This is a genomic window from Kaarinaea lacus (assembly GCF_975902315.1).
This window is the reverse complement of record NZ_CDLKIE010000155.1, coordinates 1-3,400: the sequence shown is the minus strand read 5'-3', so window position 1 is coordinate 3,400 and position 3,400 is coordinate 1. Positions and strand designations below refer to the sequence as shown.

The 3,400-nt window shown below is 45.9% G+C and carries 2 protein-coding genes; both read right to left on the bottom strand.

Annotation, left to right across the window (positions count from 1 at the left end):
* Positions 1 to 123 precede the first annotated feature (123 nt).
* Complete coding sequence (locus ACWVCM_RS04315; RefSeq protein ID WP_455200485.1) at positions 124 to 1,518, bottom strand: cytochrome c3 family protein; 1,395 nt, start codon at positions 1,516 to 1,518, stop codon at positions 124 to 126.
* 12 nt (positions 1,519 to 1,530) lie between these two features.
* Positions 1,531 to 3,400 (bottom strand): FAD-dependent oxidoreductase (locus ACWVCM_RS04310; RefSeq protein ID WP_455200484.1); only part of this gene is annotated, 1,870 nt, incomplete at its 5' end.

Genomic DNA, 3,400 nt, shown 5'->3' with positions numbered 1-3,400 from the left:
CCGATACTACCAGTGCAAGACTGCCGGTTAGTAGTACAGTTGCTATTGTTTTTGGGTATTTTATTAATGTTGATCTCATTGTACTTCTCCTTTTTTTAGGTTAGTTAAAAAATAAATTGCCTGTCATTCATCCGATTTGGATTTTTTTCGTGATTTGTTGCGTTTTTCTGCGGCTTTCTCCTTTTCCCGTTTCATAGCCATCGCAATGCTGGGAATGTTTTGTCGGGGTAATCCATTAAAGTTATTTGCGATTAGTTTCGAATCTGCCAGGGCGTCAATGGAAAATCCCAGTCCATGGCAGGACAAACAGGCATCGCGAATCATTTTTTCGTTTGGTCGTAAATTGTGGTTCTGGTTGTGCTGTACCAGGGTTCGCTCTTCACCTTTGTGTTTTATGCTAAGGCGAGGTAAATGACAGGTGGCGCAGCTGACTCCAGCTTCATCAGCAATTTTTCCCGCTGTTGCCTCTTGCCAGAGCTTGTAGTGTGGTGAGCTTTTATATGCACTGGAATGCTCGTCCTCATGGCAAGTTAAGCAAGCATCCACGGCAGCCTTCCTGGTATTAAAATCATGGGAGCCATGACAGGACATGCAATCATGCTGGCTATCCTTAATATCCTTTTTCATAGGCTGACGAGCTGTGCTTACATCGAGTGGGGTCATATCTTGCGCCAGGCGCATCCCATGCTTGCCCAGCTGGTATGTTTCCATTTCCAGTTCGTGACATTCCTGGCAAGCTTCAATCGATGGTTTGTCCTGCCAGGTGCCTGCTATATTGATTGCGGTTTTTACCTGATGACAATCTACACAGTTGACAGCGATCCTGGCATGGGCGGTTTGCTCCCACTGAGCCAGAATCAGTTCGTCAACCTCTTTTGATGCAGGATACCTGGCGTCCTTAATGGTTAGCGGGCTGATATTTTTCTTTTGCTGGCGATAGTGTTCAGCAAAAGTCCGGCTAATTACCAAAGGCGTGGCAGTTAATTTTTCTCCCTTACCATGTTTTACAAGAAAATCTTCATAGAGTGCTTTATTGTCGTGGAAGTTATGGCAGCCTGCAGCAGCACAGGTATCGAAAGCCATGTCCTTGTGTGAAGGGCGATCTTCCTCGATGTCCTGATGGCAATAGGCACAGAAGTCATCGGGTAAGGTAACGCCCATGGTGTGGGTTCGGTCTTCAACATGTTCAACGTGACAGGTCACGCAATAACGCGCATCCAGTATGGCGATACGGTCTGCATTGCGGGGATCAGTAAACTTGCTCTTAGGGTGCGAATCATCGACCAGTTTTAATTCCTTACCGTGACACTCCATACAGGATTCCTGTAACACTTCTTTGCCGCCAAAGGGATCGGTGTGACAGGCTTCACAAGCCAGTTCGATCTGGTAGTGTCCCGAGGTTGTTGCACCAGGTATAAACATGGATTTGTCTTTACCAACCAGGCCATAAGCGTAGTAGCTGCTCAGACTGGCTGTTACTACCACCCAGAGGATCCACAATGTTTTTTTACTTATCATTTAATATGCCCCCTAGAAATAGTAAAAAGACACAATGTGAAAACCCAGCAAAACCGGCAGGGGCCAGAATAAAATTAAGTGTGCATAGTTGATATACGACCGGGCACGCTTTGCGGTAAGTGGGTCAAGCCTGGGTTCCATGGCCACAACAGCGCCTGCAATAGAACCTGTTAGTGCAACACCAAGAAAGGTGAGCATTAATACCAGATTAAGATTAGAGCCCAGCTGTAATCCGGTGTGTAGTACTAATAGAGACAGTACCGTTACACCCAGTGCGATATGAAGCACGCGCCAATAGGCAAAATCACCCAGTTTGAATAACCGCCAGCGCTTTCGGAATGACATTAATAATCCGATGACTGTTAGTGCCAATACGCTATAGCCACTCACTTGTTTCCAGAAAGTATCTTCCCAGAGAAAGTTTATGGAGAATTGCTGCACGGAGGGTGCTGCATCGATAGCAGGTATTCCTAGCAGCAAAATCGTTGCTATTAATCCTGCAATCGTCAATATTGTTGTTGCTAATATTCCTTTCGGGGCTGCAGTTTCTTCAGTTTCATTATTGGCGAGCTGTCCAACCAGTGGTCTGCATGAACCACATACTGTAGATGCACCCGTGCATTGCATAATTGCATCGAGAGAGCAGTTTCCTTCGGTGATTGCCTGGGTAATTTCGCCTCGGGTGATTCCTGTACAATTGCATACTACGGCTCTTGCAGGCCAGGAAGCGACACTGGTAGAGGTTTCTCCAGTCCATATATCACCGTATTTTTTGAATCGACGTATTTGCCAGGGATATAGTTTGCGCTTATGAGTTACTACCTCTTGCAGGCGTGATATATGTGACCATGGCCCCATCGCAATTGCGCCAACCACCTTGAATCGTTGTAGTGTGAGTGTGCGGTAAATACCTTTTGACGAGTCCTGATACGAAATCTGGGTATGATAGGTTGAATCTATATCGTCGCCTACAATGCCAATGCTAAATACACTTTTATCGACAACTTTTAGCCTGGTGGTTGATATAGAACCAGGGTAGGTAACCTCTTTACCGGCAATATGATGTGCTGCAACCGATGCCTGTTCCATTCCGGGAGCAACAAAACCATAAATATTACCTTTGTGCTCAGCGCATTCGCCAACGGCATAAATGTTTTTATCTGAAGTCTGTAGTGTGTCACTGACTTTAATGCCACGACCGACACGTAATCCTGCATTGAGAGCCAGCTTTATATTGGGTTTAATTCCTGTGGCTACTATGATGGTGTCGCAAACGATAGACTTACCGTTGTTGAAATAGATACAGTGGTTAGAACCGCTAGCCTCAAAACATTTAATAGCTGTTTTCAGATAAAATTTAATGCCCAGTTGCATTAAATGTTCGCGTAACATTTCTGCGGCTGGTTCGTCGAGTTGCCTTTGCATTAGTCTGGGGTTGTGTTCAACAACAACAACTTCTGTATTGTTCTTTTGCATAGCCCGCGCCGCTTCCAGGCCCAGTAAGCCGCCACCTACCACCACAGTGCGTCTGCTTCGTACTCTGCGTGCCAGCAGTTGTTGCACATCGTTCATGTCACGAAAAGCAAAGATATTGGGATTATCTGCACCAGGTATACTTGGAATATGTGCGCTGGATCCGACGGCAAGAACTAGTTTGCTATAAGGCTGCCGGTGTCCTTGACTGTCGATCACGCAAGCGTTAATTCGATCGATGCCTTTAATAGCGCAGTTATGGTGTTGTACTACATAATTCTCCTGATTTGTTTGCAATTCATTCTGGATGTCAACCGCGGATATCTCGCCCGCCAGCAATGATGATAGCTTGACACGGTTATAGGGAAGCCAGGGTTCCGCGCCGTATTGAACAATGGGTGTGTTAGGG

Excerpts from the sequence above, each read along its gene's own strand:
- ACWVCM_RS04315 (WP_455200485.1), bottom strand. The coding sequence starts at position 1,518 with ATGATAAGTAAAAAAACATTGTGGATCCTCTGGGTGGTAGTAACAGCC.